At 66.9% G+C, this 20648-nt stretch carries 34 protein-coding genes; 1 reads left to right on the plus strand and 33 read right to left on the minus strand.

What is annotated here, in order from left to right:
• Positions 1-10: 10 nt before the first annotated feature.
• The 8 genes from rpsM to secY all read right to left on the minus strand — a co-directional run bounded on the left by rpsM (position 11) and on the right by secY (position 5222).
• The gene (rpsM, locus tag JKJ07_RS22320; protein WP_133873210.1) at positions 11-391 is read right to left on the minus strand and encodes a 30S ribosomal protein S13; all 381 of its coding nucleotides are present in this window, start codon (positions 389-391) and stop codon (positions 11-13) included.
• A gap of 150 nt (positions 392-541) precedes the next feature.
• Entirely contained in the window at positions 542-658 is a 117-nt protein-coding gene (gene rpmJ, locus JKJ07_RS22325) for a 50S ribosomal protein L36 (RefSeq protein ID WP_015619018.1), read from the minus strand.
• A 55-nt stretch (positions 659-713) separates the two neighbouring features.
• The gene (gene infA / locus JKJ07_RS22330) at positions 714-935 is read right to left on the minus strand and encodes a translation initiation factor IF-1 (protein WP_018347787.1); all 222 of its coding nucleotides are present in this window, start codon (positions 933-935) and stop codon (positions 714-716) included.
• A gap of 251 nt (positions 936-1186) precedes the next feature.
• Positions 1187-1810, minus strand: a complete 624-nt coding sequence (locus JKJ07_RS22335) for a DUF1707 SHOCT-like domain-containing protein (protein WP_236029674.1) — start codon at positions 1808-1810, stop codon at positions 1187-1189.
• A 39-nt stretch (positions 1811-1849) separates the two neighbouring features.
• Positions 1850-2284 (minus strand): DUF1707 SHOCT-like domain-containing protein, encoded by a 435-nt coding sequence (locus tag JKJ07_RS22340; protein WP_236029675.1) that lies wholly within the window; start codon positions 2282-2284, stop codon positions 1850-1852.
• Between the two features lie 37 nt (positions 2285-2321).
• The gene (gene map, locus JKJ07_RS22345) at positions 2322-3155 is read right to left on the minus strand and encodes a type I methionyl aminopeptidase (RefSeq protein WP_202993659.1); all 834 of its coding nucleotides are present in this window, start codon (positions 3153-3155) and stop codon (positions 2322-2324) included.
• A 1-nt stretch (position 3156) separates the two neighbouring features.
• Positions 3157-3810: an adenylate kinase gene (locus JKJ07_RS22350; RefSeq protein WP_030436520.1), complete on the minus strand. Its 654-nt coding sequence runs from the start codon at positions 3808-3810 to the stop codon at positions 3157-3159.
• 65 nt (positions 3811-3875) lie between these two features.
• Complete coding sequence (secY, locus tag JKJ07_RS22355) at positions 3876-5222, minus strand: preprotein translocase subunit SecY (RefSeq protein WP_202993660.1); 1347 nt, start codon at positions 5220-5222, stop codon at positions 3876-3878.
• A 598-nt stretch (positions 5223-5820) separates the two neighbouring features.
• Between secY and JKJ07_RS22360 the strand changes: the two genes are divergently transcribed.
• Positions 5821-6228: a hypothetical protein gene (locus JKJ07_RS22360; RefSeq protein ID WP_236029676.1), complete on the plus strand. Its 408-nt coding sequence runs from the start codon at positions 5821-5823 to the stop codon at positions 6226-6228.
• A 118-nt stretch (positions 6229-6346) separates the two neighbouring features.
• On the opposite strand, the gene rplO is transcribed toward JKJ07_RS22360, so the two are convergent.
• From rplO to rpsL, 25 genes are all read right to left on the minus strand, one after another.
• On the minus strand, positions 6347-6796 hold the full coding sequence (rplO, locus tag JKJ07_RS22365) for a 50S ribosomal protein L15 (RefSeq protein WP_184953714.1): 450 nt from the start codon (positions 6794-6796) through the stop codon (positions 6347-6349).
• A complete protein-coding gene (rpmD, locus tag JKJ07_RS22370; protein ID WP_014687772.1) occupies positions 6796-6978 on the minus strand; it encodes a 50S ribosomal protein L30 in 183 nt (60 codons plus the stop codon). Before rpmD ends, rplO begins: the two co-directional genes overlap by 1 nt.
• A complete protein-coding gene (gene rpsE, locus JKJ07_RS22375) occupies positions 6978-7601 on the minus strand; it encodes a 30S ribosomal protein S5 (protein WP_202993662.1) in 624 nt (207 codons plus the stop codon). The genes rpmD and rpsE overlap by 1 nt, the downstream gene beginning before the upstream one ends.
• A gap of 13 nt (positions 7602-7614) precedes the next feature.
• On the minus strand, positions 7615-8010 hold the full coding sequence (gene rplR, locus JKJ07_RS22380) for a 50S ribosomal protein L18 (protein ID WP_438871433.1): 396 nt from the start codon (positions 8008-8010) through the stop codon (positions 7615-7617).
• Positions 8007-8546, minus strand: a complete 540-nt coding sequence (gene rplF / locus JKJ07_RS22385; protein ID WP_202993663.1) for a 50S ribosomal protein L6 — start codon at positions 8544-8546, stop codon at positions 8007-8009. The genes rplR and rplF overlap by 4 nt, the downstream gene beginning before the upstream one ends.
• Before the next feature lie 17 nt (positions 8547-8563).
• On the minus strand, positions 8564-8971 hold the full coding sequence (rpsH, locus tag JKJ07_RS22390) for a 30S ribosomal protein S8 (protein WP_202993664.1): 408 nt from the start codon (positions 8969-8971) through the stop codon (positions 8564-8566).
• A 72-nt stretch (positions 8972-9043) separates the two neighbouring features.
• On the minus strand, positions 9044-9229 hold the full coding sequence (locus tag JKJ07_RS22395; RefSeq protein WP_014440734.1) for a type Z 30S ribosomal protein S14: 186 nt from the start codon (positions 9227-9229) through the stop codon (positions 9044-9046).
• A 2-nt stretch (positions 9230-9231) separates the two neighbouring features.
• Complete coding sequence (rplE, locus tag JKJ07_RS22400; RefSeq protein WP_184953717.1) at positions 9232-9801, minus strand: 50S ribosomal protein L5; 570 nt, start codon at positions 9799-9801, stop codon at positions 9232-9234.
• Positions 9801-10121 (minus strand): 50S ribosomal protein L24, encoded by a 321-nt coding sequence (gene rplX, locus JKJ07_RS22405; RefSeq protein ID WP_202994019.1) that lies wholly within the window; start codon positions 10119-10121, stop codon positions 9801-9803. Before rplX ends, rplE begins: the two co-directional genes overlap by 1 nt.
• Entirely contained in the window at positions 10118-10486 is a 369-nt protein-coding gene (gene rplN / locus JKJ07_RS22410; RefSeq protein ID WP_023358185.1) for a 50S ribosomal protein L14, read from the minus strand. The genes rplX and rplN overlap by 4 nt, the downstream gene beginning before the upstream one ends.
• A 93-nt stretch (positions 10487-10579) precedes the next feature.
• A complete protein-coding gene (rpsQ, locus tag JKJ07_RS22415; RefSeq protein WP_133873220.1) occupies positions 10580-10855 on the minus strand; it encodes a 30S ribosomal protein S17 in 276 nt (91 codons plus the stop codon).
• Complete coding sequence (gene rpmC / locus JKJ07_RS22420) at positions 10852-11085, minus strand: 50S ribosomal protein L29 (RefSeq protein ID WP_127499785.1); 234 nt, start codon at positions 11083-11085, stop codon at positions 10852-10854. Before rpmC ends, rpsQ begins: the two co-directional genes overlap by 4 nt.
• Positions 11085-11510 carry a 50S ribosomal protein L16 gene (gene rplP / locus JKJ07_RS22425; RefSeq protein ID WP_097322770.1) on the minus strand — a complete coding sequence of 142 codons (426 nt, stop codon included), beginning with the start codon at positions 11508-11510 and terminating at the stop codon, positions 11085-11087. The genes rpmC and rplP overlap by 1 nt, the downstream gene beginning before the upstream one ends.
• Positions 11511-11513: 3 nt before the next feature.
• The gene (gene rpsC / locus JKJ07_RS22430) at positions 11514-12371 is read right to left on the minus strand and encodes a 30S ribosomal protein S3 (RefSeq protein WP_202993665.1); all 858 of its coding nucleotides are present in this window, start codon (positions 12369-12371) and stop codon (positions 11514-11516) included.
• Complete coding sequence (rplV, locus tag JKJ07_RS22435; protein ID WP_202993666.1) at positions 12371-12835, minus strand: 50S ribosomal protein L22; 465 nt, start codon at positions 12833-12835, stop codon at positions 12371-12373. The genes rpsC and rplV overlap by 1 nt, the downstream gene beginning before the upstream one ends.
• A gap of 31 nt (positions 12836-12866) precedes the next feature.
• Positions 12867-13148: a 30S ribosomal protein S19 gene (rpsS, locus tag JKJ07_RS22440; RefSeq protein WP_014440726.1), complete on the minus strand. Its 282-nt coding sequence runs from the start codon at positions 13146-13148 to the stop codon at positions 12867-12869.
• 15 nt (positions 13149-13163) lie between these two features.
• Entirely contained in the window at positions 13164-14003 is an 840-nt protein-coding gene (gene rplB, locus JKJ07_RS22445) for a 50S ribosomal protein L2 (protein WP_097322774.1), read from the minus strand.
• Positions 14004-14015: 12 nt separating this feature from the next.
• Positions 14016-14318 carry a 50S ribosomal protein L23 gene (rplW, locus tag JKJ07_RS22450; RefSeq protein WP_202993667.1) on the minus strand — a complete coding sequence of 101 codons (303 nt, stop codon included), beginning with the start codon at positions 14316-14318 and terminating at the stop codon, positions 14016-14018.
• Positions 14315-14962 (minus strand): 50S ribosomal protein L4, encoded by a 648-nt coding sequence (gene rplD / locus JKJ07_RS22455; RefSeq protein ID WP_202993668.1) that lies wholly within the window; start codon positions 14960-14962, stop codon positions 14315-14317. Before rplD ends, rplW begins: the two co-directional genes overlap by 4 nt.
• Complete coding sequence (rplC, locus tag JKJ07_RS22460) at positions 14959-15609, minus strand: 50S ribosomal protein L3 (protein WP_202993669.1); 651 nt, start codon at positions 15607-15609, stop codon at positions 14959-14961. Before rplC ends, rplD begins: the two co-directional genes overlap by 4 nt.
• Before the next feature lie 13 nt (positions 15610-15622).
• Positions 15623-15931, minus strand: coding sequence for a 30S ribosomal protein S10 (rpsJ, locus tag JKJ07_RS22465; protein ID WP_007073037.1), 309 nt, complete (start codon positions 15929-15931; stop codon positions 15623-15625).
• A gap of 309 nt (positions 15932-16240) precedes the next feature.
• Positions 16241-17434: an elongation factor Tu gene (gene tuf, locus JKJ07_RS22470; protein WP_184953723.1), complete on the minus strand. Its 1194-nt coding sequence runs from the start codon at positions 17432-17434 to the stop codon at positions 16241-16243.
• 119 nt (positions 17435-17553) lie between these two features.
• A complete protein-coding gene (fusA, locus tag JKJ07_RS22475; protein ID WP_202993670.1) occupies positions 17554-19650 on the minus strand; it encodes an elongation factor G in 2097 nt (698 codons plus the stop codon).
• An 87-nt stretch (positions 19651-19737) separates the two neighbouring features.
• Complete coding sequence (rpsG, locus tag JKJ07_RS22480) at positions 19738-20208, minus strand: 30S ribosomal protein S7 (protein WP_133873229.1); 471 nt, start codon at positions 20206-20208, stop codon at positions 19738-19740.
• A gap of 1 nt (position 20209) precedes the next feature.
• Positions 20210-20584, minus strand: a complete 375-nt coding sequence (gene rpsL / locus JKJ07_RS22485) for a 30S ribosomal protein S12 (protein ID WP_014440718.1) — start codon at positions 20582-20584, stop codon at positions 20210-20212.
• Positions 20585-20648 lie beyond the last annotated feature (64 nt).

Consider the following 20648-nt stretch of genomic DNA (forward strand, 5'->3'; position numbering starts at 1 on the left):
TGCGCTCCTATTACTTCCGACCCGGCTTCTTCTTACCAGCGACCGTGCGCTTCGGACCCTTGCGCGTACGCGCGTTGGTCCGGGTGCGCTGACCCCGCACAGGGAGACCCCGGCGGTGGCGGATGCCGGCGTAGCAGCCGATCTCGACCTTGCGGCGGATGTCCGCGGCGACCTCGCGGCGCAGGTCGCCCTCAACCTTGAAATTGCCCTCGATGTAGTCGCGGAGCTGAACCAGCTCCTCGTCCGTGAGGTCCTTGGCGCGCTTGTTCAGGTCGATCGCGGTGGCAGTCAGTGCCTCAACGGCACGGGTGCGACCGATCCCGTAGATGTAGGTGAGCGCAATCTCCATCCGCTTTTCGCGGGGGAGATCGACGCCGACGAGACGAGCCATAAGTGGGCGTACTCCTCAGAATCGTTCGGAGGTCTGTGCCCCTCCCACCCCGTCTGCCCGGACGGGCCCCGGCCTCCGCGCCGGGGGTGGCCACTCTCGTGGCTGGGACGAGCTTGTTCAGATGCCGGATCTGGCAGCTTTACCGGGGACTCAGCCCTGGCGCTGCTTGTGGCGCGCGTCGGTCTTGCAGATGACCATGACGCGGCCGTGCCGCCGGATGACCCGGCAGTTGTTGCAGATCCGCTTGACGCTCGGCTTGACCTTCACGGTTTGCCTTAACTCTCAGTCGGACGGGAACTCGGTTCTCCCCGCACCCGTTCGTTTACTTGTAGCGGTAGACGATTCGCCCACGGGTGAGGTCGTACGGCGAGAGTTCGACGACGACTCTGTCCTCGGGAAGGATGCGGATGTAGTGCTGCCGCATCTTGCCGGAGATGTGTGCAAGGACTCTGTGACCATTGGCGAGCTCAACGCGGAACATGGCGTTCGGCAGGGGCTCGATCACACGGCCCTCGATCTCGATGGCTCCGTCTTTCTTAGGCATGTCCTCCGCTACCTGACACTGGGGTTTGGGGCTGGCTGTGCAACGTCTTACCCGAGTACGGTTCGGACTCGGACCAGCCGCGGCTCCTGCAACCTCGAAGCGCTGAGGCGGATGTCCGGAGACATGCAAGAGTGGACGCTGCGCGCCAGCTAGCCAGTGTACGCGCGCCGCACGGGCCACGCCAAACCGAGGTCGCCGTGACCCGGGGTCGGGTGTGTCGCGCTGGTGGAAACCGGACGAAAGGCCCCGTATCACTCGTCCGAGGCGGGCCGGCGGGGCTTGGGCGGCAGCTCTCCCCGCGCGATCGCCTCCGCGATGAACGCCTTGCGCTCTTCCTTGGTCGGCTTGGCCGGCAGCTCCCCCGCCGCGATCGCCCGGCGATAGAGCGACTTGCGCTCCTGCTTGTGCTCGCGCAGCCGGCGCCGGTGCTCGAGCTCGGCGGCGTGCTTGCGCGGCTCACCCTGGGCCAGGCCGGCCACCGTACGCAACACGAGCACGACACCCCACGGCCCGAGCACCCAGACCGGCCAGTAGAAGATCGCCTCGCCGCTCCCGAGGGCGCCGACGGCCCAGATCAGGGTGAAGAACACCGCGGCCTTGGCCCACGGCACCCACACGTGCCCGAGCCACGGGGCGGTGGCCTTCTCCGCGACCAGCACCGGGCTCTGCTGCGGCGTCGCGGGCACCACCGGCGCGGCGTTCGGCAGGTCGGTCAGCAACCGGTCGAGGTCGGCGTACGTCCGGGCCGCGTACGCGTCCTTGACGCGCTCGTCGTACTCGTTGAGGTCGAGCCGGCCCTCCTCGAGCGCCAGCCGCAACTGGTCGGCGACCTTGTGGCGGTCTTCGTCAGCCGCCCGCATCTGCTCCCGGCCCATGCCCTCCATGGTGACAACCCTCATCCAGTACGGGCGGGGTCAGCGCCCGCGCCCGAAGCGCTGCCCGAAGAAGCCCAGCACCAGCGGGATCAGCATCCAGACGGGCCACGGATAGATCCAGTGCTGCGAGGCCACCATCGTGAAGAGCCAGATGAGCGTGCAGAGGGCCACGACGCCCGCGTAGCCGCCGAGCCACTGCCGGGGGTTCTCCCCGTACGCCGGAGTGCTCGCCCCCGCGGCCACCGGCGGAGCGGGCGGGGCGGCGGGCTGGATCTGGGAGTGCTGCACGGGGACCGTGCCGGGCAGGTCGTCGAGCAGGCCGTCGAGGTCGCCGTACGTCTTGGCTCCGTAGGCCCGCTGCACCCGCTCGTCGTACTCGTTGAGGTCGAGCCGGCCCTCGTCGAGCGCAGTCTTCAACTGGTCCGCGACCTGCTTGCGGTCACCGTCGCCGGCCCGCATCTCTCCCCGTCCCATGCGTCCCAGCATGCCCGAGAGAAACACCCATCGGTAGTCAGGGCTGGCGCGAGGTGACCAGATCGCCGAGCCGGCCCCGGCCGCCGTCGACCGCAGTGGTCACCCAGACGCCGTCCTCGAGCAGACACATCGTGTGCTCGACGTGGGCCGCCATCGAGTTGTCGCGGGTCACCACCGTCCAGCCGTCGGACAGCTCGGCCGTCCGGGGCGAGCCCATCGTGATCATCGGCTCGATCGCCAGGCACAGGCCGGGCTCGAGGCGCGGGCCCTTGCCGGGCTTGCCGTGGTTGAGCACGTGCGGGTCCTGGTGCATCTCGGTGCCGATGCCGTGCCCGCCGTAGCCGTCGACGATGCCGTAGCGGCCCGCCTTGCGGACGGTCTTCTCGACGTTGAACGAGATGTCGGTCAGCCGGCCCCGGCCGTTGGCCGCGCCCCGGGCGGCGGCCGCGATGCCGGCCCACATGGCGTCCTCGGCCACCTCGGCCATCTTGAGCAAGGCCGGGTCGGTCTCGCCGACCCCGACCGTGATCGCCGAGTCGCCGTGCCAGCCGTCCAGGATCGCGCCGCAGTCGAGCGAGATCAGATCGCCCTCGCGCAGCACCTGCTCCGAGCTGGGGATGCCGTGCACGACCTGCTCGTTGACCGAGGCGCAGATCGAGGCGGGGAAGCCGTGGTAGCCCTTGAACGACGGGGTCGCCCCCGCGTCCCGGATGACCTTCTCGGCGATCGCGTCGAGGTCGGCCGTCGAGACACCGGGCGCCACCGCCTCCCGCATCGCGTCGAGCGCGGCGGCGACCACCAGGCCGGCGCCGCGCATCTTCTCGATCTGATCCGGGGTCTTCAGCTGGATGTCCAGCTGCTGGCGGCGCATGTCAGCCCCCGTAGGACCGCAGGGCGTCGATGGCGCGCACCGTGACGTCCTCGACCGGCCCGGTCGCGTCGATCCCCACCAGCTTGCCCTGAGCGCCGTAGAAGTCGACCAGTGGCGCGGTCTTCTCGGCGTACTCCACGAGGCGGTTGGCGATCGTCTCGGCCTTGTCGTCGTCCCGCTGGAACAGCTCCGACCCGCAGCGGTCGCAGATGTTCTCCTTGCTGGTCGGGTCGAACTCGACGTGCCAGATCTTGCCGCAGCCGCGGCAGGTCCGGCGGCCCGAGAGCCGCCGGATGACCTCGTCGTCGTCGACCACGAGCTCCATCACCAGATCGAGCGCGGTGCCCAGGTCGGCCAGCAGCTTGTCGAGCGCCGACGCCTGCGGAACCGTCCGCGGGAAGCCGTCGAGCAGGAAGCCGTCACCGGCGTCCGGCTCGGCCAGCCGGTCCCGGACCATGTTGATGGTCACCTCGTCCGGAACCAGCTGCCCCGCGTCCATGTAGCGCTTGGCCTCGACGCCCAGCGGCGTTCCCTGCGAGACGTTCGCCCGGAAGATGTCGCCGGTCGAGATCTTCGGTACGGCCAGATGGGCGGCGATGAACTCAGCCTGGGTCCCCTTGCCGGCCCCCGGAGGGCCCACCAGCACCAGCCGCACCTACATCGCCTCGCTTAGGTGAATTGAGATCCTCGACGCAAGAGCCCCCCGGCTCCGCGGCGCCACTACCGGAGGAACCCTTCGTAGTTGCGCTGCATGAGCTGGCTCTCGATCTGCTTCACCGTCTCCAGACCCACACCCACCATGATCAGCACTGCCGTACCACCGAACGGGAAGTTCTGGTACTGCTGCGCGTTCAGCCAGATGAAGAAGAAGTTCGGCAGGACCGAGATCAGACCAAGGTACAACGCGCCCGGCAGCGTGATCCGGCTGAGGATGAAGTCCAGGTAGTCGGCGGTGGGTTTGCCCGGACGGATGCCCGGCACGAATCCACCGTACTTCTTCATGTTGTCCGCGACCTCGGTCGGGTTGAACGTGATCGAGACGTAGAAGTACGTGAAGAAGATGATCAGCAGGAAGTAGACGCCGATGTACAGCGCGCTCGTCGGGTCGGCGAGCCACTTCTGGATCCACAGCTGGTAGCCGTTGAGGTTGTTCGGGTCGAAGAACTGCAGATACAGCTGAGGCAGGTACAGCAGCGACGATCCGAAGATGACCGGGACGACACCGGCCTGGTTGACCTTCAGCGGGATGTAGGTCGAGGTCCCGCCGTACATCCGGCGGCCGATCATGCGCTTGGCGTACTGCACGGGGATCCGCCGTTGCGCCTGCTCGATGAAGACGACCAGGGCGATGATGACCAGGACCAGGATGATGACCAGCGAGAACTTGCCCCAGTTGGTCGACTCCTTGATCGTCCAGCCCTCGCCGGGGAGGCGGGCGGCGATCGAGGTGAAGATCAGGACAGACATGCCGTTGCCGACGCCGCGGTCGGTGATGAGCTCGCCGAGCCACATCACCATGCCGGTGCCGGCGGTCATGGTCAGCACCAGGACCGAGAGCGTGAGCCACATGGGCAGCCCGGTGTTCTCCGGGATGATCTGCAGCGTGGAGTCGTTCTGGTCGCAGGCGTTGCCGAAGAGCTGACCGGTCCGGGCGAGAGCGACGAACGCCGAGGACTGCAGGACCGCGAGGCCGAGCGTCAGGTACCGGGTGTACTGCGTGATCTTGGCCTGGCCGGACTGGCCCTCCTTGCGCAGCTGCTCGAGGCGGGGAATGACCACGGTCAGCAGCTGCAGAATGATGGAGGCCGTGATGTACGGCATGATGCCCAGGGCGAACACCGAGAGCTGGAGCAGCGCGCCGCCCGAGAACAAGTTCAGCAGGTTGAGCACGCCGTTGCCGGCGTCCTGGGAGTTCACGATGTCGATGCATCGCCGCACGTTGGTGTAGGACACACCAGGGCTGGGCAAGGTGGCGCCGAGCCGGTAGAGCGCGATGATGAAAATCGTGAACAGCAGTTTTTTGCGCAGGTCAGGCGTCCGGAACGCACTAGTAAAGGCGGAGAGCAACTTCTTCCTCCTGCGCGAGGTTACCGCCGCAATCGGCGGATGGGGGAAGGCATCGGTCCGGACGACCGATATCCCTAGCTGGGAACGGACTCTAACAGTCTTGCGGGAGCGCGGTGTGTCACGGTAGCCGTCACCGCGCGTAGGCATCCACCCGGTCCGTAAAAGACCAGGTCAGACGCCACAAAGGGGATGCCGCCCGAGCTTCGCGTTCGCAGCGCCGGGAAGACACCCCCCACGAGCTTGCGACGAGGCACCAGAGCACTCTCGTCGCACAAGCCACCAGCGGAGGAGTGTATCAGTTACGCCCCGCTCGGCACACAGCAGCCCGCGCGGCTGAGCGCGGGGAGGAAAATTTTCCGGGGCCCGGACCGGCGCCCACTCCCCTGTTAACGATGATCAAGCCGGAAGCGCACTGAACCGGCACACCCGCAGGATCGGCCGCGGTTGTGAACATTGACATGGCCGAATTGCTTCGCAAAACAAGCTCATTCCGAATAGAAATGTGCACTTCCAATACGCATTGACCATCACCGAATGGCTGTGTTTGCCTTGGGCATCGGCGAACACGGGGTTGGCCGATGTTTACGGGAGGAATCAGATGCGTCACAGCATCAGGGCCGTTGCGGTCGTCGCAACCTTGGCCGCGTCCGGAATCGTTTTCGCCAGCACGCCGGCCTCGGCCGACGCGCCGGTGCAAGCGTTCGCGTGTGCGATTTCCGTGACCGCTCCCCAGAAGCTCGGGACGTCGACCATCCGGGTCACGGGCAATCGCAACACCGACTGCGGTACCGGCAACTCGACGCTGAACCTGCAGCGTCAGCAGATTCCGGGGTTCTGGGAGACGGTCGCCAGCCGCACGCTCAGCGGCGGCGGATTCGGCTCCCTGGACTTCAACTGCAACGGCCGGGGAACGCAGACCTACCGCGGCCAGCAGGTGGCGCGTCAGGTCGGCGGAACGACGCTGGTCAAGAATTCGGGCAACGTCCGCATCACCTGCTCGGGCTGACGATCGACGCTGATTGATCCGAAATGAAAAGGGTGCCGTACGCGATGGCGTGCGGCACCTTTTCGTTATGCCAAAAAAGGGCGACCCGATATCTCGGGCCGCCCTTTTCAGGGAAAAACTACAGCTCGGTGACCGAACCACCGGCTGCGGCGATCTTCTCCTTGGCCGACTCGCTGAACGCGTGCGCCTTGATCGTCAGCGACACGCCGCCCAGCTCGCCCGAGCCGAGGACCTTGACCGGCTGGTTCTTGCGAACCGCGCCCGCCTCGAACAGCTCATCCGGGCCGACCTCGCCGCCGTTCGGGAACAGCTCGGCGAGGCGGTCCAGGTTCACGACCTGGAAGACGACCTTGTTGCGGGGCCGGTTCTTGAGGCCCTTGAGCTTCGGCAGACGCATGTGGAGGGGCATCTGCCCACCCTCGAACGCCGCCGACGTGTTCTTGCGGGCACCGGTGCCCTTGGTGCCGCGGCCGGCGGTCTTGCCCTTGGAGCCCTCACCACGACCCACGCGGGTCTTGGGGGTCTTGGCTCCGGGCGCCGGACGCAGGTGGTGGACCTTGATCGCCATTACTCGACCTCCTCAACAGTCACGAGGTGGTTCACGGCGAAGATCATGCCCCGAATCTCGGGGCGGTCCTCCTTGACCACCACATCGTTGATCCGCTTCAGCCCGAGCGACCGCAGGGAGTCCCGCTGGTTCTGCTTGCGGCCGATCTCGGACCGGATCTGGGTGACCTTCAAACGGGCCATCAGTGCACCGCCGCTTCCGCACGCGCCGCCAGCATGGCCGCCGGCGCCACGTCCTCGACCGGCAGGCCACGACGGGACGCGACCTGCTCGGGCGACTCGAGGCCCTTCAGCGCGGCCACCGTCGCGTGCACGATGTTGATCGGGTTCGAGGAGCCGAGGCTCTTCGAGAGGATGTCGTGGATGCCGGCGCACTCCAGCACGGCGCGCACCGGGCCACCGGCGATAACACCGGTACCAGCCGACGCCGGCTTGAGCAGGACGACGCCCGCGGCAGCCTCACCCGTGATCGGGTGCGGGATCGTGGCACCGATCCGCGGAACCTTGAAGAAGTGCTTCTTGGCCTCCTCGACGCCCTTGGCGATGGCCGCGGGCACCTCCTTGGCCTTTCCGTAGCCGATGCCGACGGTGCCGTCGCCGTCGCCCACGATCACCAGAGCGGTGAAGCTGAAGCGACGACCGCCCTTGACGACCTTGGCGACACGGTTGATCGCGACGACCCGCTCGAGATGCGGGGTCTTGTCGACGGGCGCGTTGCCGCGGCCGCCCTCACGGCGGTTGTCCCTGCGGTTGCCACCCTCGGTGTTACCGCCGGACCCGCCGCCTCGGCGCTGCTGACCAGGCATTGGTCAATTCCTCCTAGAACTCGAGTCCGGCTTCGCGAGCGGCATCCGCAAGCGCGGCGATCCGCCCCGCGTACTTGTTGCCACCGCGGTCGAAGACGACCTTGGACACGCCCGCGGCCTTGGCCCGCTCGGCGAGGAGCGAGCCGACCTTGCCGGCCAGCGCGCTCTTGTCACCCTCGCCGCCCCGCAGGGAGGCGTCGAGCGTGGAGGCCGAGGCCAGCGTGTGGCCCTTGAGGTCGTCGATGATCTGAGCGGTGATGTGCCGCGTCGACCGGGTGACGACCAGGCGGGGACGCTCGGCGGTGCCGCGGAGGTTCCGACGGACCCGGAAGTGCCGACGCGCCTTTCCGACAGCCCGCTTGGCGGCGGCACCCGCGCCATTGCGACGCTTGAGCAGCGTGGCGGTCACTTCTTACCTGCCTTTCCGGCCTTACGGCGGATGACCTCGCCCTGGTACTTGACGCCCTTGCCCTTGTAGGGCTCCGGCGGGCGGATCTTCCGGATGTTGGCGGCGACCTCGCCGACCAGCTGCTTGTCGATGCCCGCGACAGTGAACTGCGTCGGGCGCTCGACCGTGAAGCTGATGCCGGCCGGCGGCACGACGTTGACCGGGTGCGAGAAGCCGAGGGCGAACTCGAGGTCCTTGCCCTTGGCGGTGACCCGGTAACCGGTGCCGTTGATCTCCAGCGTCTTCTTGTAGCCCTCGGTGACGCCGACGATCATGTTGGCGACCAGGGTACGCGAGAGGCCGTGGAGCTCCTTGGCCCGGCGCTCGTCGTTGGGGCGGTTGACGTGCAGCTCGGCGCCGTCCTGCTCGACCGTGATCGGCTCGGCGACGGTGTGCGAGAGCTCGCCCTTGGGGCCCTTGACCTTGATGGTCTGGCCCGTGATGGTGACATCGACGCCGGCCGGGACCGGGATCGACTTACGTCCGATTCGCGACATGGTTTCTCAGTCTCCAGTTACCAGACGAAGGCGAGGACTTCCCCGCCAACGCTCCGCTTGCGGGCCTGCCGGTCGGTCAGCAGCCCCTGGGACGTCGAAATGATCGCGACGCCCAGGCCGCCGAGCACCCGCGGGAGCTCTTCGGACTTGGCGTAAACCCGGAGGCCGGGCTTCGAGACGCGCTTGATACCGGCGAGACTGCGCTCGCGGTTCTGGCCGTACTTGAGCTCAACGACCAGACGCTTGCCGACAGCGCCTTCCTCGGGCTCCTCAGCCGTCCAGGAGGCGATGTAACCCTCGGCCTTGAGGACCTCGGCGATGTTCGCCTTGATCTTCGAGAAGGGCATGGTCACCTTGTCGTGGTACGCCTGGTTGGCGTTACGCAGACGCGTCAGCATGTCTGCGATCGGGTCCGTCATCGTCATGGGTGTTCGTCAACCTTTCTCGCCGGGGTTCCCGCGTAGGGCAGGCCTACGGCGAAGCGGTGTTGCTATCGGTTACCAGGAAGCCTTCGACACGCCGGGCAGCTCACCGCGGTGAGCCATGTCCCGCACGCAAACCCGGCAGAGGCCGAACTTGCGGTAGACCGAATGCGGGCGTCCGCACTTCTGGCAGCGGGTGTAGGCACGCACGGCGAACTTCGGCTTCGCGGCCGCCTTGATGATCAGCGCCTTCTTAGCCATGCTCAGTTCTCCTTGAACGGGAAGCCCAGGAGCTTGAGCAGCGCCCGGCCCTCGTCGTCGGTCTTGGCGGTCGTGACCACCGTGATGTCCATGCCCCGCGGACGATCGATCCGGTCCTGGTCGATCTCGTGGAACACCGACTGCTCGGTCAGACCGAACGTGTAGTTGCCGTGACCGTCGAGCTTGCGGCCGTCCAGTCCGCGGAAGTCACGGATACGCGGCAGCGCGATCGAGAGCAGCCGGTCCAGGAACTCCCACATCCGGTCGCCACGAAGGGTGACCTTCGCGCCGATCGGCATGCCCTCGCGCAGCTTGAACTGCGCGATGGACTTGGTCGCCCGCCGCACCAGCGGCTTCTGACCGGTGATGGTGGTCAGGTCACGGACCGCGCCGTCGATCAGCTTCGCGTCCCGCGCGGCCTCGCCGACACCCATGTTCACGACGACCTTGACCAGGCCGGGGATCTGCATGGGGTTGGCGTAGTTGTGCTGCTCCTTGAGTCCCGCAACAACCTCGTTGCGGTACTTCTCCTTGAGCCGGGGCAGCGTCTTGGTCTCGGTGGCGGCAGTCATCAGAGTTCCTTACCGGTCGTCCGAGCGATACGGACCTTGTTGCCGTTCTCGTCGACCTTGTAACCGATGCGGGTCGGCTTGCCCTGGTCGTCGACGATCTGCACATTCGAGATGTGGATCGCGGCTTCCTGGGTGACGATGCCGCCGGTCTTCGAACCACGCTGAGTGGTGCGGATGCGTTCGTGCTTCTTGACGCGGTTGACGCCCTCGACCAGGATCTTGTCCTGCCGCGGGTAGGCCGCGATGACCTTGCCCTTGGCACCCTTGTCCTTGCCGGCGATGACGACGACCGTGTCGCCCTTCTTGATCTTCACGGTCAGAGCACCTCCGGCGCCAGGCTGATGATCTTCATGAACCGCTTGTCGCGCAGCTCGCGCCCGACCGGGCCGAAGATGCGGGTACCGCGGGGGTCTCCGCCGTCCTTGATGATGACGGCGGCGTTCTCGTCGAACCGGATGTACGAGCCGTCCGGACGACGCCGCTCCTTGGCGGTGCGGACGATGACCGCCTTGACGACGTCACCCTTCTTCACACCCGCGCCCGGAATGGCGTCCTTGACCGTGGCCACGATGACGTCGCCGATGCTCGCGTAACGGCGACCGGAGCCGCCGAGCACGCGGATGCACAGGATCTCCCGGGCACCCGTGTTGTCAGCGACGCGCAGTCGCGACTCCTGCTGAATCACGTCTGTCTCCTATGTCTGCCAGTTCTCCGGTCAGCGACCGAAGCTTGGCGGAACGATGGTGGGCCGGGCCGGCCGAAGCCGGCCCGACCGCACTCACTTGGCCTTTTCGAGGATCTCCACGACACGCCACCGCTTGGTGGCCGACAGCGGACGGGTCTCCATGAGCAGAACCCGGTCGCCGACGCCGCACGCGTTCTGCTCGTCGTGCACCTTGAGCTTGCGGGTGCGACGCAGAACCTTGCCGTAGAGGGCGTGCTTGACACGGTCCTCGACCTCGACGACGACGGTCTTGTCCATCTTGTCGCTGACCACGAGACCCTCACGAACCTTGCGGTTCGCGCGGACCGTGGCCGTGCTCTCGTCACTCATGCTGTCACCTCATCCGGCGCAACCGAGAGCCCGAGCTCACGTTCACGCATGATCGTGTAGATCTTCGCGATGTCCTTGCGGACCACCTGCAGCCGACGGTGATTGTCGAGCTGGCCGGTCGCGCCCTGCACGCGAAGGTTGAACAGCTCCGCCTTGGCCTCCCGCAGCCGCGAAACAAGCTCCTCACCGGAGAGTTCGCGCAGCTCGGCTGCCTTAACGCCCGCTGCCATCAGCTTTCACCCACTTCGCGTGTCACGATGCGGCACTTCATCGGGAGCTTGTGGATCGCGCGGCGCATCGCCTCGCGCGCAATCGTCTCGTTCGGGAACGACATCTCGAAGAGGATGCGACCCGGCTTGACGTTCGCGACCCACCACTCGGGCGAACCCTTACCGGAACCCATGCGGGTCTCGGCCGGCTTCTTGGTCAGAGCGTTGTCGGGGAACACCGAGATCCAGACCTTGCCACCACGCTTGATGTGACGGGTCATCGCGATACGGGCCGACTCGATCTGCCGGTTGGTCACGTACGCGGGCTCCAGCGCCTGGATACCGAACTCACCGAAGACAACCCGGTTGCCGCCCTTGGACGCGCCGTGGCGGTCCGGGTGGTGCGGCTTGCGGAAGCCCTTCGGGGGCTTACGCGGCATCAGCATGTGTCAGCCCTCCTGCTGCGTTTCGGCCTGCGCCGGAGCCGCGGCGACCGCGGCGTCGTTCGTGTTCTCGCCGGTCGGGGTGTCCCCGGTCCGGGCCTGGGCGGCCGCGCGGCCGGCCTCGGTGCCACCCGCAGTCGTGCCGGACGAGCCGGAACGGCCACGGCGCGGACGCTCGGGACGGTCACCACGGTCGCGGCGCGGACGCGCGGGCGCCTCCTGCACGGCCTCGCGGCCGGGCACGGCGTCGCCCTTGTAGATCCAGACCTTCACGCCGATGCGGCCGAACGTCGTACGGGCCTCGAAGAAGCCGTACTCGATGTTCGCGCGCAGCGTGTGCAGCGGAACGCGACCCTCACGGTAGAACTCCGTGCGGCTCATCTCCGCGCCGCCGAGGCGACCGGAGACCTGCACCCGGATGCCCTTGCAGATCGGGTTCTTCATGGCCGACTGCATGGCCTTGCGCATCGCCCGGCGGAAGCTGACCCGGGAGGACAGCTGCTCGGCGACGCCCTGCGCCACCAGCTGAGCGTCCGACTCCGGGCTCTTCACCTCGAGGATGTTGAGCTGGACCTGCTTGCCGGTGAGCTTCTCGAGCTCGCCACGGATCCGGTCGGCCTCCGCGCCCTTGCGGCCGATGACGATGCCCGGCCGGGCGGTGTGGATGTCGACCCGGACCCGGTCGCGGGTCCGCTCGATGTCCACCTTGGAGATGCCGGCGCGCTCGAGGCCCTTGGACATCATCCGGCGGATCTTGACGTCCTCGCCGATGTAGTCCTTGTAGAGCTTGTCCGCGAACCAGCGGCTCTTCCAGTCGGTGGAGATGCCGAGGCGGAATCCGGTGGGGTGAACTTTCTGGCCCATTACTCGGACTCCTCCGTGGTCTGGGTCTGGGCAGCCGGCTCCGCCTTCTTGGCCGGAGCGGCCTTCTTCGCCGCGGCGGCCTTCTTGGCCGGCCGGGCGACCTGGACCGCCTCGACGGCGATCGTGATGTGGCAGGTGCGCTTGCGGATCCGGTACGCCCGGCCCTGCGCCCGCGGCCGGAACCGCTTGAGCGTCGGGCCCTCGTCCACGAACGCCTCGCTGACCAGGAGCGCGTCCGGGTCGAGCCGCTCGTTGTTCTCCGCGTTCGCGATAGCGCTCGCGAGCACCTTGTAAACCTGCTCGCTCGCGGCCTGCGGCGCGAACTGCAGGACCGTGAGAGCCTCCTTCGCGGGCAGACCGCGGACGAGGTTGATCACACGGCGAGCCTTGTTCGGCGAGATGCGGACGTGCTTCGCAACCGCCCGACTGCCCGGAAGAACCGGAGCGTCGTTCTTTGCTGGCATCGCTGTAACCCCTTTCTTATCCGTGGACTGACTAGCGGCGACGGCTCTTGCGGTCGTCCTTCTCGTGACCCTTGAACGTGCGGGTCAGAGCGAACTCGCCGAGCTTGTGACCGACCATGGCCTCGGTGATGAACACCGGGACGTGCTTGCGCCCGTCGTGCACGGCGATCGTGTGCCCGAGCATGTCGGGGATGATCGTCGAGCGCCGCGACCAGGTCTTGATGACGTTCTTGGAATTCTTCTCGTTCTGGACTTCCACCTTCTTGATCAGGTGGTCGTCGACGAACGGGCCCTTCTTCAGGCTGCGTGGCATCTTCTTCTACTCCCGTTACCCGCGCTTGCGGGTGGCGTAGCGGCGGCGAACGATCAGCTTGTCGCTCTCCTGGCCCTTGCGGCGGGTACGGCCCTCGGGCTTACCAGCCGGGTTCACCGGGTGGCGACCACCGGAGGTCTTACCCTCACCACCACCGTGCGGGTGGTCGATCGGGTTCATGGCGACACCGCGAACGGTCGGGCGCTTGCCCTTCCAGCGCATGCGGCCGGCCTTGCCCCAGTTGATGTTCGACTGCTCGGCATTGCCGATCTCGCCGACCGTGGCGCGGCAACGGATGTCGACCCGGCGGATCTCACCGGAGGGCATACGCAGCGTGGCGTACGCGCCTTCACGGCCGAGCAGCTGGATGCCGACACCGGCCGAGCGGGCCAGCTTGGCGCCACCGCCGGGACGAAGCTCCACACCGTGGACCGTCGTACCGACCGGGATGTTGCGCAGGGGCAGGTTGTTCCCCGGCTTGATGTCCGCGCCCGGGCCGGACTCGACGCGGTCGCCCTGCTTCAGGTCCTTCGGCGCGAGGATGTAGCGCTTCTCGCCGTCGGCGTAGTGCAGCAGTGCGATGCGGGAGGTGCGGTTCGGGTCGTACTCGATGTGAGCGACCTTGGCCGGCACGCCGTCCTTGTCGACCCGCTTGAAGTCGATGAGCCGGTACTGCCGCTTGTGACCGCCGCCCTGGTGCCGCGTGGTGATGCGGCCGTGGACGTTGCGACCACCCTTCTTGGGCAGCGGGACCAGCAGAGACTTCTCCGGGGTGGACCGGGTGAGCTCGGCGAAGTCGGCGACGCTCGAGCCGCGACGGCCCGGCGTGGTCGGCTTGTACTTACGGATAGCCATTGTTCAAACCCCTTAGCTGACCGGGCCGCCGAAGGCCTCGATACGGTCACCGTCAGCCAGCTTGACCATCGCGCGCTTGGTCGCCTTGCGCTGACCGAAGCCGGTGCGAGTGCGCTTGCGCTTGCCCTCGCGGTTCGCCGTGTTCACCGTCAGCACGCGGACGTTGAAGATCTGCTGGATCGCGATCTTGATCTCGGTCTTGTTCGCGTCCGGGTGCACGAGGAACGTGTACCAGTTCTGGTCGAGAACGCTGTAGCTCTTCTCGGAGACGACCGGCTTGAAGATGATGTCGCGCGGGTCGGCGATGGTGCTCACTTGTTCTCCCCCTCGGCGGTCGCCGGCGCGCCCAGGAACTCGTCGAGCGCGTCCTTGGTGAAGACCACCTCGTCGGCCACCAGCACGTCGTACGTGTTGAGCTGGCCGGCCTCGAGCAGGTGCACGGTCGCCTCGTTGCGCAGCGAGAGCCAGTTCAGCTCGTCGGTGCTGCTCAGCACGACCAGGACCTTGGTGGATTCGGTGGCCTTGCGCAGCGTGGCGATCGCGGCCTTGGTCGACGGCTTGTCACCGTCGACGAACGCCTCGACCACGTGCACGCGGCCGTCGCGGGCCCGGTCGGAGAGGGCGCCACGCAGGGCGGCGGCCTTCATCTTCTTGGGGGTCCGCTGGCTGTAGTCGCGCGGCACGGGACCGTGCACGACGCCACCGCCGGTGAACTGCGGCGCGCGGATCGAGCCCTGCCGGGCGCGACCGGTGCCCTTCTGCTTGTACGGCTTCTTGCCGCCACCGGCGACCTCGCCGCGGGTCTTGGCCTTGGCCGTGCCCTGGCGGGCGGCGGCGAGCTGGGCCACGACGACCTGGTGCATCAGCGGGATGTTGGCCTGCACGTCGAACACCGAGTCTGGCAGCTCGACCGAGCCGGCCTTGTCGCCCGCAACGTTGATCACGTCGACCGAGCTCACTTGGCACCGCCCTTCTTCGCCGCGGTGCGGACCAGAACAAGCGCGCCCTTGGGCCCGGGCACAGCGCCCTTGACCAGGATCAGGTTGTTCTCGGTGTCGACCGCCTGCACGGTGAGGTTCTGCACGGTGAAGCGGTTGCTACCCATCCGGCCGGCCATCCGGACGCCCTTGAAGACGCGACCCGGGGTCGCGCAGGCGCCGATCGAGCCGGGCGAGCGGTGCTTGCGCTCGACACCGTGGCTGCTCTTGAGGCCATGGAAGCCGTGCCGCTTCATGACACCGGCGTAGCCCTTACCGCGGGTCTTGCCGGTGACGTCGATGGTCGCGCCGACCTCGAACGTGTCGACCGTGACCTCCTGGCCCAGCTCGTACTCGCCCGCGTCGGTCGTGCGCAGCTCGACGACGTGACGCCGGGGCGAGACGCCGGCCTTCGCGAAATGGCCGCCCTCGGGCTTGTTGACCTTCCGCGGGTCGATCGCGCCATATGCCAGCTGGACGGCAGCGTAGCCGTCCTTCTCATCTGTGCGGACCTGGGTCACGACGCAAGGGCCGGCCTGCACCACGGTCACCGGGACAACCTTGTTGTTGTCCCAGACCTGGGTCATGCCGAGCTTGGCGCCCAGGATCCCCTTTACTTGCCTGTCCATCAGTCGCAGATCCCTACAGCTTGATCTCGATGTCGACGCCAGCCGGCAGGTCGAGGCGCATGAGCGAGTCGACCGTCTTGGGAGTCGGGTCGATGATGTCGATCAGCCGCTTGTGCGTGCGCATCTCGAAGTGCTCGCGCGAGTCCTTGTACTTGTGCGGCGAGCGGATGACGCAGAAACGGTTGATCTCCGTGGGCAGCGGCACCGGGCCAGCAACCTGCGCCCCGGTACGCGTCACCGTCTCGACGATCTTCCGAGCCGAGGAGTCGACGACCTCGTGGTCATAGGCCTTGAGCCGGATGCGGATCTTCTGTCCCGCCATGGTGGCTTCTGTTTCCTTCTCTCGATGCCGCTACGTGCGAAAGCGGTGGCTCTCGCATGCCCGCAGGACCGTTGATCCTGCGTTGTCCGACCCCCGCGGTCGGGCGTGTCGCGCTGACTCTCAGAATTCTGCGCAGGGCAGCACTCTAGATCGCGGGGATCTTGAGGTGTCGTGCAGGGCGGCTCGTAAACACACCCCAGACACCCGGCGAGGGTGGGCAACTGCCCAAGGCAGCTACCCACCCCGCTCGGACGCAACCTGACTAGTATGCCGGAAACTGTCCGGCAATGCTAATCGGGGTCAGGGTCCTCAGACGTTGATCTTCGTGACCGTTCCGGCGCCGACGGTGCGGCCACCCTCGCGGATCGCGAACTTCAGGCCCTGCTCCATGGCGATCGGCTGGATCAGCTTGACCGACATGCTGGTGGAGTCGCCCGGCATGACCATCTCGGTGCCCTCGGGCAGCGTGACGACGCCGGTGACGTCCGTGGTGCGGAAGTAGAACTGCGGGCGGTAGTTCTGGAAGAACGGGGTGTGCCGGCCGCCCTCTTCCTTCGAGAGGATGTAGACCTGGCCCTCGAACTCCGTGTGCGGAGTCGTGGTGCCCGGCTTCACAACGACCATGCCGCGCTCGACGTCCTCGCGCTTGATGCCGCGGAGCAGCAGGCCGACGTTCTCGCCCGCGCGGGCCTCGTCGAGCAGCTTGCGGAACATCTCAATGCCGGTGCAGACGGTCTTCGTCGACTTCTCGCGGATGCCGACGATCTCGACCTCCTCGTTCGGCTTGAGGATGCCGCGCTCGGCGCGACCCGTGACCACGGTGCCACGACCGGTGATCGTGAAGACGTCCTCGATGGGCATGAGGAACGGCTTCTCGGTCTCACGCTCGGGCTGCGGGATCGCGGTGTCGACCGCGTTCATCAGCTCGAGGAGCTTGCCGGTCCACTCCTTGTCACCCTCGAGCGCCTTGAGCGCGGAGACCCGCACGACCGGCAGGTCGTCACCCGGGAACTCGTAGGTGCTGAGCAGCTCGCGGACCTCGAGCTCGACGAGCTCGAGGAGCTCCTCGTCGTCCACCATGTCGCTCTTGTTCAGGGCGACGACGATGTACGGAACGCCGACCTGGCGGGCCAGGAGCACGTGCTCCTTGGTCTGCGGCATCGGGCCGTCGGTCGCGGCGACCACCAGGATCGCGCCGTCCATCTGCGCGGCACCGGTGATCATGTTCTTGATGTAGTCAGCGTGGCCGGGGCAGTCCACGTGCGCGTAGTGACGCGCCGCGGTCTGGTACTCGACGTGCGCGATCGAGATCGTGATACCACGGGCCTTCTCTTCAGGCGCCTTGTCGATCTCGTCGAACGGGGTGTACGGGTTCAGGTCCGGGTATTCGTCGTGCAGGACCTTCGTGATGGCCGCAGTCAGCGTCGTCTTACCGTGGTCGATGTGACCAATGGTGCCGATGTTGACGTGCGGCTTAGTCCGCTCGAACTTCGCCTTCGCCACTGGTGTCCTCCTGTGGACTGTGGAATTACTTTCGCCCGGCACGCCCGATAAGGCGATGGGGACTCTGTCGACTGCTCGTGCGCGTGCGGCCCTCGACGGACCGCACGCGCCTCAACGCATCAGGCGCCGGTGGCCTTCGCGATGATCTCCTTCGCGACGCCCTGCGGGACCTCGGCGTAGGAGTCGAACTGCATGCTGTAGCTCGCCCGGCCGGCCGTCTTCGACCGCAGGTCGCCGACGTAGCCGAACATCTCCGACAGCGGCACCAGAGCCTTGACGACGCGGGCGCCGGAGCGCTCCTCCATCGACTGGATGATGCCACGCCGCGAGTTGAGGTCGCCGATCACGTCGCCCATGTTGTCCTCGGGCGTGGTGACCTCGACGGACATCATCGGCTCGAGCAGCGCGGGGTCGGCCTTGCGGGCCGCCTCCTTCATCGCCATGGAGCCGGCGATCTTGAACGCCATCTCGGACGAGTCGACCTCGTGGTACTGACCGTCGACCAGCGTGAACTTCACGCCGACCAGCGGGTAGCCCGCGAGAACGCCGTACTGCAGGGAGTCCTGCGCGCCCGCGTCCACCGAGGGGATGAACTCCTTGGGGATGCGGCCACCGGTCACGGCGTTGACGAACTCGTACGTGGGGCCGTCCGCCTCGAGCGTCAGCGGCTCGATGGTGACGACGACCTTCGCGTACTGACCGGAGCCACCGGTCTGCTTCTTGTGGACGAACGTGTACTTCTCCACGGTGCCGCGGATCGTCTCACGGTAGGCCACCTGCGGCTTACCGATGTTCGCCTCGACGTTGAACTCGCGGCGCATGCGGTCCACCAGGATGTCCAGGTGGAGCTCGCCCATGCCGGCGATGATGGTCTGCCCGGTCTCCTCGTCGTTGAAGACGCGGAAGGTCGGGTCCTCCTCGGCCAGACGCTGGATCGCGGTGCCCAGCTTCTCCTGGTCCGACTTGGTCTTCGGCTCGATGGCGACCTGGATGACCGGCTCCGGGAAGGTCATCGACTCCAGGATGACCGGGTTGGCCGGGTCGCTGAGCGTGTCACCGGTGGTGGTCTGCTTCAGACCCTGGACGGCGATGATGTCGCCGGCCTGCGCGGTGGCGCGCTCCTCACGCTTGTTCGCGTGCATCTGGTAGATCTTGCCGATCCGCTCCTTGCGGTCCTTGGTGGAGTTGACCACCTGGGAGCCGGAGTCGAGCGTGCCGGAGTAGACCCGGACGTAGGTGAGCTTGCCGAGGTGCTTGTCCGTCTGAATCTTGAACGCCAGGCCGGAGAACGGCTCGGAGTTCGACGGCTTGCGCAGCATCGGGGTCTCACCGTCGGTGGCGGTGCCCTCGATGGCCGGGATGTCCAGCGGCGACGGCAGGTAGTCGACCACGGCGTCGAGCATGGGCTGGACGCCCTTGTTCTTGAACGCCGAGCCGCACAGCACCGGGTTGGCCTTGCTGGCGATCGTGGCGCGCCGGATGGCGGCCTTGATCTCGTCCAGCGAGAGCTCCTCGCCCTCGAGGTACTTCTCCATGACCGCGTCGTCGACGTCAGCCAGGGTCTCGATCAGCTTCTCGCGCCACTCGTTCGCGGAGTCGACCAGGTCGGCCGGGATCTCCTCGATCGCGTAGTCCTCACCCTTCTGGGTCTCACCACGCCAGGTGAGCGCGCGCATCTCGACCAGGTCGACGACGCCGATGTGGTCGCCCTCGAGCCCGATCGGGATCTGCAGGACCAGCGGGGTCGCGTTGAGCCGGTCGATCATCATCTGCACGCAGCGGAAGAAGTCCGCGCCGGTCCGGTCGAGCTTGTTGACGAAGCACATCCGGGGGACGTTGTACTTGTCCGCCTGGCGCCACACGTTCTCGGTCTGCGGCTCCACGCCGGCCACGCCGTCGTAGACCGCCACCGCACCGTCCAGCACACGCAGCGACCGCTCCACCTCGACCGTGAAGTCGACGTGGCCGGGCGTGTCGATGATCTGGATCGTGTGGCCCTTCCACTCGCACTTGGTGGCGGCGGAAGTGATCGTGATACCGCGCTCCTGCTCCTGCTCCATCCAGTCCATGGTGGCGGCGCCATCGTGGACTTCACCGATCTTGTAGGTGATGCCGGTGTAGAAGAGGATTCGCTCAGTAGTCGTGGTCTTACCGGCATCGATGTGCGCCATGATGCCGATGTTGCGTACGTTGGCGAGCGCGTCTGCGGCGGCCACTTCAGTCCCTACTTTTCTTCGTCGTCGTCTCTCGGACCGGTACGACTTGCGCTGTGGCCCGGCGGATGCCGGGCCGGCAGCGGGGTCTTACCAGCGGTAGTGCGCGAAGGCCTTGTTGGACTCCGCCATCTTGTGGGTGTCCTCGCGCCGCTTGACCGCAGCGCCGAGGCCGTTGCTGGCGTCGAGCAGCTCGTTCTGCAGGCGCTCGATCATGGTCTTCTCGCGGCGGGCCTTGGAGTACTGGACCAGCCAGCGCAGACCCAGGGTGGTCTGACGCGGCGTGCGGACCTCGACCGGAACCTGGTAGGTCGCGCCACCGACGCGGCGGCTGCGGACCTCGAGGGTCGGCTTGACGTTGTCCATGGCGCGCTTGAGCGTCACCACGGGGTCGGTGCCGTTCTTCTCGCGGCAGCCCTCGAGGGCGCCGTACACGATGCGCTCAGCGAGCTGACGCTTGCCGCCGACCAGGATCTTGTTGACCAGCTGGGTCACGAGCGGCGAGTTGTAAACCGGGTCCGCGACCACTGGGTGGCGCGGAGCGGGGCCCTTGCGCGGCATGTCAGCTCTTCTCCTTCTTCGCGCCGTAACGGCTGCGAGCCTGCTTGCGGTTGCGGACACCCTGGGTGTCCAGCGAACCACGGACGATCTTGTAGCGGACGCCCGGCAGGTCCTTCACACGACCGCCACGCACGAGCACGATCGAGTGCTCCTGCAGGTTGTGGCCGACACCGGGGATGTACGCCGTCACCTCGATCTGGCTGCTGAGCTTCACACGAGCGACCTTGCGCAGCGCAGAGTTCGGCTTCTTGGGGGTGGTGGTGTACACGCGCGTGCACACGCCGCGCCGCTGGGGGCTTCCCTTGAGCGCCGGCGTCTTGGTCTTGCTCGTCTTAGCCTGTCGGCCCTTGCGGACCAGCTGCTGGATCGTGGGCACCGGGTTTCTCCGCTCCCTTCGGCCGCTTCCTAGGCGGCCGCACCGTCTTATGTCTGCCTCTATG

It is taken from the genome of Paractinoplanes lichenicola, assembly GCF_016785085.1.
GTDB classification, from domain to species: domain Bacteria; phylum Actinomycetota; class Actinomycetes; order Mycobacteriales; family Micromonosporaceae; genus Actinoplanes; species Actinoplanes lichenicola.

Bases quoted from the DNA above. Each gene is read 5' to 3' on its own strand.
- infA (WP_018347787.1), bottom strand. From the start codon at position 935: ATGCCTAAGAAAGACGGAGCCATCGAGATCGAGGGCCGTGTGATCGAG.
- rpsQ (WP_133873220.1), bottom strand. From the start codon at position 10,855: ATGAGTGACGAGAGCACGGCCACGGTCCGCGCGAACCGCAAGGTTCGT.
- rpsE (WP_202993662.1), bottom strand. From the start codon at position 7,601: ATGCCTGGTCAGCAGCGCCGAGGCGGCGGGTCCGGCGGTAACACCGAG.
- rpmC (WP_127499785.1), bottom strand. From the start codon at position 11,085: ATGGCAGCGGGCGTTAAGGCAGCCGAGCTGCGCGAACTCTCCGGTGAG.
- rpsG (WP_133873229.1), bottom strand. From the start codon at position 20,208: ATGCCGCGCAAGGGCCCCGCTCCGCGCCACCCAGTGGTCGCGGACCCG.
- rpsJ (WP_007073037.1), bottom strand. From the start codon at position 15,931: ATGGCGGGACAGAAGATCCGCATCCGGCTCAAGGCCTATGACCACGAG.
- JKJ07_RS22340 (WP_236029675.1), bottom strand. From the start codon at position 2,284: ATGGGACGGGGAGAGATGCGGGCCGGCGACGGTGACCGCAAGCAGGTC.
- map (WP_202993659.1), bottom strand. From the start codon at position 3,155: ATGCGCCGCCAGCAGCTGGACATCCAGCTGAAGACCCCGGATCAGATC.
- rpsC (WP_202993665.1), bottom strand. From the start codon at position 12,371: ATGGGCCAGAAAGTTCACCCCACCGGATTCCGCCTCGGCATCTCCACC.
- rplF (WP_202993663.1), bottom strand. From the start codon at position 8,546: ATGTCGCGAATCGGACGTAAGTCGATCCCGGTCCCGGCCGGCGTCGAT.
- rplC (WP_202993669.1), bottom strand. From the start codon at position 15,609: ATGGACAGGCAAGTAAAGGGGATCCTGGGCGCCAAGCTCGGCATGACC.
- JKJ07_RS22360 (WP_236029676.1), top strand. From the start codon at position 5,821: ATGCGTCACAGCATCAGGGCCGTTGCGGTCGTCGCAACCTTGGCCGCG.
- rplV (WP_202993666.1), bottom strand. From the start codon at position 12,835: ATGCCAGCAAAGAACGACGCTCCGGTTCTTCCGGGCAGTCGGGCGGTT.
- rpsM (WP_133873210.1), bottom strand. From the start codon at position 391: ATGGCTCGTCTCGTCGGCGTCGATCTCCCCCGCGAAAAGCGGATGGAG.
- rplB (WP_097322774.1), bottom strand. From the start codon at position 14,003: ATGGCTATCCGTAAGTACAAGCCGACCACGCCGGGCCGTCGCGGCTCG.
- JKJ07_RS22335 (WP_236029674.1), bottom strand. From the start codon at position 1,810: ATGGGCCGGGAGCAGATGCGGGCGGCTGACGAAGACCGCCACAAGGTC.
- rplE (WP_184953717.1), bottom strand. From the start codon at position 9,801: ATGACTGCCGCCACCGAGACCAAGACGCTGCCCCGGCTCAAGGAGAAG.
- rplP (WP_097322770.1), bottom strand. From the start codon at position 11,510: ATGCTGATGCCGCGTAAGCCCCCGAAGGGCTTCCGCAAGCCGCACCAC.
- JKJ07_RS22395 (WP_014440734.1), bottom strand. From the start codon at position 9,229: ATGGCTAAGAAGGCGCTGATCATCAAGGCGGCCGCGAAGCCGAAGTTC.
- rpmD (WP_014687772.1), bottom strand. From the start codon at position 6,978: ATGGCCCGTTTGAAGGTCACCCAGATCCGGTCCGAGATCGGCCGCAAG.
- rplO (WP_184953714.1), bottom strand. From the start codon at position 6,796: ATGGCGATCAAGGTCCACCACCTGCGTCCGGCGCCCGGAGCCAAGACC.
- rpsS (WP_014440726.1), bottom strand. From the start codon at position 13,148: ATGCCACGCAGCCTGAAGAAGGGCCCGTTCGTCGACGACCACCTGATC.
- rpsH (WP_202993664.1), bottom strand. From the start codon at position 8,971: ATGACGATGACGGACCCGATCGCAGACATGCTGACGCGTCTGCGTAAC.